General features: G+C 38.1%; 6 protein-coding genes. 4 read left to right on the forward strand and 2 right to left on the reverse strand.

Annotated features, from left to right (window positions below; translation table 11 throughout):
* Positions 1-117 precede the first annotated feature (117 nt).
* The 4 genes from sstT to B4237_RS06835 all read left to right on the forward strand — a co-directional run bounded on the left by sstT (position 118) and on the right by B4237_RS06835 (position 3,918).
* Positions 118-1,320 carry a serine/threonine transporter SstT gene (gene sstT / locus B4237_RS06820; protein ID WP_004879221.1) on the forward strand — a complete coding sequence of 401 codons (1,203 nt, stop codon included), beginning with the start codon at positions 118-120 and terminating at the stop codon, positions 1,318-1,320.
* 6 nt (positions 1,321-1,326) lie between these two features.
* Positions 1,327-2,007 (forward strand): YoaK family protein, encoded by a 681-nt coding sequence (locus B4237_RS06825; RefSeq protein ID WP_019384338.1) that lies wholly within the window; start codon positions 1,327-1,329, stop codon positions 2,005-2,007.
* A 3-nt stretch (positions 2,008-2,010) separates the two neighbouring features.
* Positions 2,011-2,550, forward strand: coding sequence for a DUF2058 domain-containing protein (locus tag B4237_RS06830; RefSeq protein ID WP_019384339.1), 540 nt, complete (start codon positions 2,011-2,013; stop codon positions 2,548-2,550).
* Between the two features lie 117 nt (positions 2,551-2,667).
* A complete protein-coding gene (locus B4237_RS06835; protein WP_004879214.1) occupies positions 2,668-3,918 on the forward strand; it encodes a mechanosensitive ion channel family protein in 1,251 nt (416 codons plus the stop codon).
* Positions 3,919-3,975: 57 nt separating this feature from the next.
* On the opposite strand, the gene B4237_RS06840 is transcribed toward B4237_RS06835, so the two are convergent.
* The gene (locus B4237_RS06840) at positions 3,976-4,305 is read right to left on the reverse strand and encodes a hypothetical protein (RefSeq protein WP_019384341.1); all 330 of its coding nucleotides are present in this window, start codon (positions 4,303-4,305) and stop codon (positions 3,976-3,978) included.
* A gap of 98 nt (positions 4,306-4,403) precedes the next feature.
* Positions 4,404-6,203 (reverse strand): non-contractile tail sheath protein, encoded by a 1,800-nt coding sequence (locus B4237_RS06845; protein WP_286942366.1) that lies wholly within the window; start codon positions 6,201-6,203, stop codon positions 4,404-4,406.
* Positions 6,204-6,205 lie beyond the last annotated feature (2 nt).

Raw genomic sequence — 6,205 nt, forward strand, 5'->3', positions numbered from 1 at the left:
ACAGTAAATGTCAACAGACCCTAGTCATCAAAAAAAATTTCAATATTCATAGCGCTTGGGTATAGAATACGGCGCTTGTTTAACCTTAAACCGTGCATAGGTTTGTAAGGCCTTTATATGTTTAGTGTATTGTCTCGCTTAAGTTTAGTTAGCAAAATTATTATCGCTATTATTTTAGGGATTGGCGTGGCATTGCTGTTTCCTAACGTTACACCTTATCTTAGTTTATTAGGTGAATTATTTATTAAAGCGTTGAAATCGGTTGCCCCTATTCTCGTTTTTGTTCTTGTGCTTTCTTCAATTGCCAATTTCCAAGTTGGACAGAATTCTAATTTAAAACCAGTGATGGTGTTATATGTAGCAGGTATGCTTCTTGCCGCTTTTAGTGCGGTGATTGCGAGTATTGTTTTTCCTAGTCAGCTGTTCTTACACTTAGCAGCTCAATCAGATTTACAAGCACCTGGCAGCTTAGCTGAAATTTTAAAAAATCTACTGCTTAGCTTTATTGCCAATCCTGTTCAAGCGATCAGTGAAGCAAACTTTATTGGAATTCTGGCTTGGGCGATTGGTTTAGGTCTTGCCTTGCGCCATAGTTCAGATACAACCAAGCAAGTATTGACGGATGTTGCTGATGCCGTGAATAAGATTATTCATACAGTCATTAGCTTTGCGCCTATCGGTATTTTTGGATTAGTTGCAGTAACTTTTGCAAGCGCAGGTTTCGCGACTTTAGCAAGTTATGCACATTTGCTCATGGTGTTAATCGGCACAATGCTGTTCGTTGCACTGGTGATCAATCCTATTTTAGTTGCAATCACTATGCGTGCAAATCCATATCCATTGGTATTTAAGTGCTTAAGAGAAAGTGGTATTACTGCATTCTTTACGCGTAGCTCAGCTGCGAATATTCCTGTGAACTTGGATCTTGCGCAACGCTTAGGTGTAAATGAAGCAACTGCTGGTGTATCTATCCCGCTTGGTGCAACCATTAATATGGCGGGTGCAGCTGTAACAATTACCGTATTAACTTTAGCTGCGGTAAATACCTTGGGTATTCACGTTGATCTAAGCACAATGTTGATTCTCTCAATCGTAGCTGCAGTTTCGGCATGTGGTGCTTCAGGTGTTGCAGGCGGTTCTTTATTGTTGATCCCTGTTGCATGTAGCTTGTTTGGTATATCATCAGAAGTAGCGATGCAGGTGGTTGCTATTGGTATGATTATTAGTGTGTTGCAAGACTCAACCGAGACTGCACTCAACTCATCGACCGATGTTTTATTCACCGCTGCAGTAGATTTTAGAAACCGAGAAAATCAGTAGATTGCTATGCCATTACAACGTTTACCGAACTGGATTCAATTAGGTGCTTTCTTATTAGCCCTGAATGCAGGAATGGTAAACGTTCTTGGCTTAATCACTGTCCTTCATCAGTCTGTCTCACATATGACAGGCAATGTCAGTATGTTAGCGATGAGCTTAATTGACTGGCAACCAGAACACTTCATTTATCTCACACTCGTCATCTTCTGCTTCGTTGTAGGCTCATTTTATAGCGGTCTAATATTAGGAAATAGTCATGTGGCTTTTGGTCGTCATTACGGATTTCCTCTAAGTTTTGTTGCTGTTTTTCTCTTGCTTACTTGGCTACTTGTCCCTTATTTTCCGCGTTATAGCTTATTGTGGGCATGTGCAGCAATGGGCATGCAAAATGCCATGGTCAGCCACTATAAAGGTGCAATCATCCGTACCACGCATTTGTCAGGTGTACTGACTGATATAGGTCTAGCCTTAGGCTACAAAGCTCGCGGACTAAAAGTAGATAATCGACGCATTTTTTTACATTTACTCATTTTTATTGGTTTTTTACTTGGCGGCATTGTTGCCAGTTTGCTTTATCCTTATTTAAAATTACATGCTTTTCTCGTTCCAGCAGCACTTAGCTTTGTCATGAGCATGGCCTATTGGATCGTTTATTTTCGCTTCTCAAAGAACTCAAATTTGGATTAAATTATGGTTAAAAATGCACTTCAGGCTCAGCTATTAAAAGCAGGTTTAGTCGATAACAAGAAAGCGAAAAAATTGACTAAACAAGCTCAACATGAGCAACGTACTGGTCAGAATGATGATGCTGAAATTAAAGCAAAAATTGATCAAGCGAAACAAGAAAAGCTTGCTAAAGATCAAGCATTAAACCAAGAAAAGCAAAACCTATTAGAAGAAAAGGCGCTCAAAGCTTCAATCATTCAAATGATCAAGCAACACAAGATCAAAGAAACTGAAGGTGATGTGGCTTATCAATTTATTGATGAAAATAAAATTAAAAAGGTATATTTATCACAGCAAGTTTACAACGCACTGGTATCAGGATCTTTGGTCATTGCCAAAGACCAAGAAAGCTATGCTTGCCTACCAAAAGCTTTAGCTGAACGCATCGATCAAAAAATGCAGGGTTTTATTCTTGTGAATAACAATACTGAAAATAATGACCAGACAACCGATGAAGAAGATCCATACGCAGCATATGTCATTCCAGATGATTTAATGTGGTAAAACAATTCTACGAAATGTAAAAACACCTTACAAATCGTATATAAACTGTGATTAGATTATTATAGTTTGCCCTAACACCTTACAATTCTCCTTCAAAGAATTTTAAGGTGTTTTAGTTTGGATTATTTAAAGTTTGTTAGTGAAATTCGAGGTGAGTTAAGCCATTATCCATGGCTCGAAATGCTATTAGCATTAGCCATGCTGATTTTCTTTGCTGCTTTAGCAAATTTTATCGCTAAGCGGATTATCGTGCGTGGAATTCGTCATTTAGTTACTAAACTTAAATCTCCAAACCAATCTATTTTTGCTCAACATAGCATTATTCGAAGATTTGCGAATATTGTCCCAGCGATTGTCATCATGAATGGTATAACCACCATTCCTCATTTACCCGCTAAAGTCATTTCATTTATACAAATGGGCGCTCAGGCGTTTATTTTCCTTACGATTGCCCTAACGGTAAGTGAAGCACTGAACATCTTTAACTTAATCTATCAACGTAATCCTAAATCAAGAAATAAGCCCATTAAAGGATATCTACAACTCGTCAAATTAATCTTATTTGTCGTGTGTGGTTTAATGATTTTAGGAACGTTCTTGAAAAAAGATGTTTTCACCCTGCTCGCTGGTTTTGGTGCAATGGCGGCAGTGTTGATGTTAGTTTTCCAAAACACGATTCTTTCTCTCGTAGCCAGTGTGCAAATTGCATCTTATGACATGGTACGTATTGGTGACTGGATTGAAATGCCTTCGCTCAATGCGGATGGCGATGTCATTGATATGTCATTACATACTGTGACTGTTCAGAACTTCGATAAGACCTATACGACTATTCCAACCAATAAACTCGTTACTGATACCTTTAAAAACTGGCGTGGTATGAGTAATGCAGGTTGTCGTCGTATGAAACGCTCTTTATTCATCGACCAAAGCAGCGTGCATTTTATGACAGATGAGGAACAGCAAAAGCTCAAAGACTTCTTGTTGCTAGACCAATATTTAGACGCTAAACAATCTGAAATTGATGAATTCAATAAACAACTGAGTAATCAATCGCGTTATAACAAACGTCGTTTAACGAATCTTGGTACGTTTAGAGCCTATGTAGAATTTTATTTACGTCAACACAAAGGCATTGCTCAAAATCAAACGATTCTAGTTCGCCAAATGCAGCCAACCAGTGAAGGTTTACCTTTAGAAATCTATGCATTTACCAATACTATTGCATGGGCTTCTTATGAAGCGATTCAGTCAGATATTTTTGACCATCTAATCGCAATCGTCCCAGAATTTGGATTGCGAGTTTATCAAGCCCCTTCTGGTTATGACTTTCAAGTGATGACAACAGAACAGAAAGAGCATGCATAACGTTTAAATTAATGAGAATCTGCTTTTTAGCAGATTCTCTTTTAACGGTGCTGAAAACTAATCACAAAGAATATTTAATTTCTGAGAATAGTAATCCGTAGAGACTTTTAGATCAGACATCAATTTTTCTTTTGTATAGTCCTTCGGTGCTAACTTAAGTAAAGCGGGTACATATTGAGACTCATACAATTCAGGATAATCCTTACAAAGTACGCGTGTTTGCTCTTCTTTCGGTGTGTCAGGATTGTCTAATGTATCCATATATGCTGAAATTTTGTTATCAACAACCTCAAAACTTTCCTGAGCTTTATCGCTTTTAACTTCAGGCTGTTTATTACAACCAACAAATAACATTGACATAAAGCCGATCAACAAAATTCTTTTCATAAGTACATACTTTACTGAAGCTTTTCATAAAAATTAAAACCAATTTATACTGAAAAAACAGCAAAGGCTATGGTTTTCCTGTGGGCTTTATCCATTTACTATAAGTAAATTTCGGGTGGATAAGGCGTATCATCTGTAATTGCTGTATACGGCGTATTTCCAACATAAAAAGTATTCGGTAATTGAGCTGCGTCAATCACGATGGAGTCAGCCATAACTTGGGGATATGCCCAAATAAATTGCTTCATTAATTCCAACGAATCGTTATTACTCATATCACCGAAGACTCGCTGCCAAATCGGTGTTCGATATGGTTTGGTTTTATCAAAACCGTAGACATGAGCAATCGTTTCATCAGGAACAAAACCAGCCAAATAAGCCACTTTATTTTCAGGATAATTCAGATCTTGAGTCGGTATCGTAGAAACTGCCTGATAGGCTGTATTTAATCTAGCTTCTAATATCCAGTCATAAGCTTCGGTCATAATAAAATCAAAGTTTGGATAACTATAATGTTCACTTGGATAATTAATATCTGTGACAAGCGTTTCTATTTCCGTCCGAATGGTAGGGAAAAAGATCAATGGACATACTTGAGCCGATGGATACTGTGCTTTAACAGTGCTGCGAATATCACGACAGGTCTGTCCTAATTTATTTCGCAACCATGCCTTGAATTCATCATATGGCGTGCCTGTTTTATTCATTGCCTCATAAATCGTTCCCAGATCAGGCGCATACAAGCCCGTATCTGCATTAAAGGCAAGTTTAGTCTGATAATCATAGATACAAGGCAAATTGCTACCTTGGTTATACCACCACCACGGTTCTCCTATTTGCATAAATACATCACATCCGCCTATATTCATCATATCTGCGAACTCAACAAATACTTTATTTAGATACGCCAATGCACTTTGATCCGACATGCTAAAAAAATAACTCGGAGGCTCGTAACCTGTTCTCCCTAAATTATTCTTCCAATCACGCTGCGCCCAAAATTCATTGGCTCCTAATGAATACATTTCAAAACTGACACCAAATATGGGCTGCATTCCAACATTATGCAGCGCTTCTGCAAAATGCTCATGCCACTTACGGGCACATGGATTGACTACATTTTCATTGGTTGTCAATGTATCTGGTATTTGCCACTTGCCAATATCACTTTGCCATGACATCTCAGGATATTTAGACATTCCACAGTAATGATTAACAAAGCCCTGATAGCCCAATGCAGCCATATTACTAACGATACGCTTAGGGTTTAAATCATAGTGATCATCATAACTGCTACAAATTCCATAATCATGAGGTGCTATAGAAACTCGCTTTAGAACAAGTTTTGCATTCACACCTGTTGTTACAGAATTAGTGATACGAATATATCCATCTTCTGCTTGCGCTAACGGAATTGTTGAATGTCCGTTATAACTAGATGTAAATCCTGAAAATGAAATCCGCTGAATATTGCTGACAGGAAAGCTATCCGTGGCTGAAAACCCTGCTTTTACTGAATCCCAATCAATTTGAATATGCGATGTTCTTGAACTTGGCTGATTTGCATAATTAAACAACACCACGTAAGCGACTTTAGTCTGATCATTTTCAGTATATTGAATCGTTAATGTGGGCGTGAGTGTTTCATTATTTAACACAGGCATAGAGGGTGATAACTCAATATCAAAATCCCAAACCATCCCTGAATAATCATACTTCGTCTCATAAGCTAAAAACTGATGATCTTTACTGTCATGAGAATCCCAACTAACTCCGACGAGGTCAGTCGTTGCCCGTGAACGAAAAGATGCCTCGAAACCATTTTCATAATCAGTGATTGCAAATGACATTGTTTGTGGGCCATCAACACGCCAATACATCGGACTAAATCGATCAATGA

The organism is Acinetobacter sp. UBA6526 (genome assembly GCF_002434875.1).
In the GTDB taxonomy this organism is placed as follows: domain Bacteria; phylum Pseudomonadota; class Gammaproteobacteria; order Pseudomonadales; family Moraxellaceae; genus Acinetobacter; species Acinetobacter venetianus.

Bases quoted from the DNA above. Each gene is read 5' to 3' on its own strand.
- sstT (WP_004879221.1), top strand. From the start codon at position 118: ATGTTTAGTGTATTGTCTCGCTTAAGTTTAGTTAGCAAAATTATTATC.
- B4237_RS06825 (WP_019384338.1), top strand. From the start codon at position 1,327: ATGCCATTACAACGTTTACCGAACTGGATTCAATTAGGTGCTTTCTTA.
- B4237_RS06830 (WP_019384339.1), top strand. From the start codon at position 2,011: ATGGTTAAAAATGCACTTCAGGCTCAGCTATTAAAAGCAGGTTTAGTC.
- B4237_RS06840 (WP_019384341.1), bottom strand. From the start codon at position 4,305: ATGAAAAGAATTTTGTTGATCGGCTTTATGTCAATGTTATTTGTTGGT.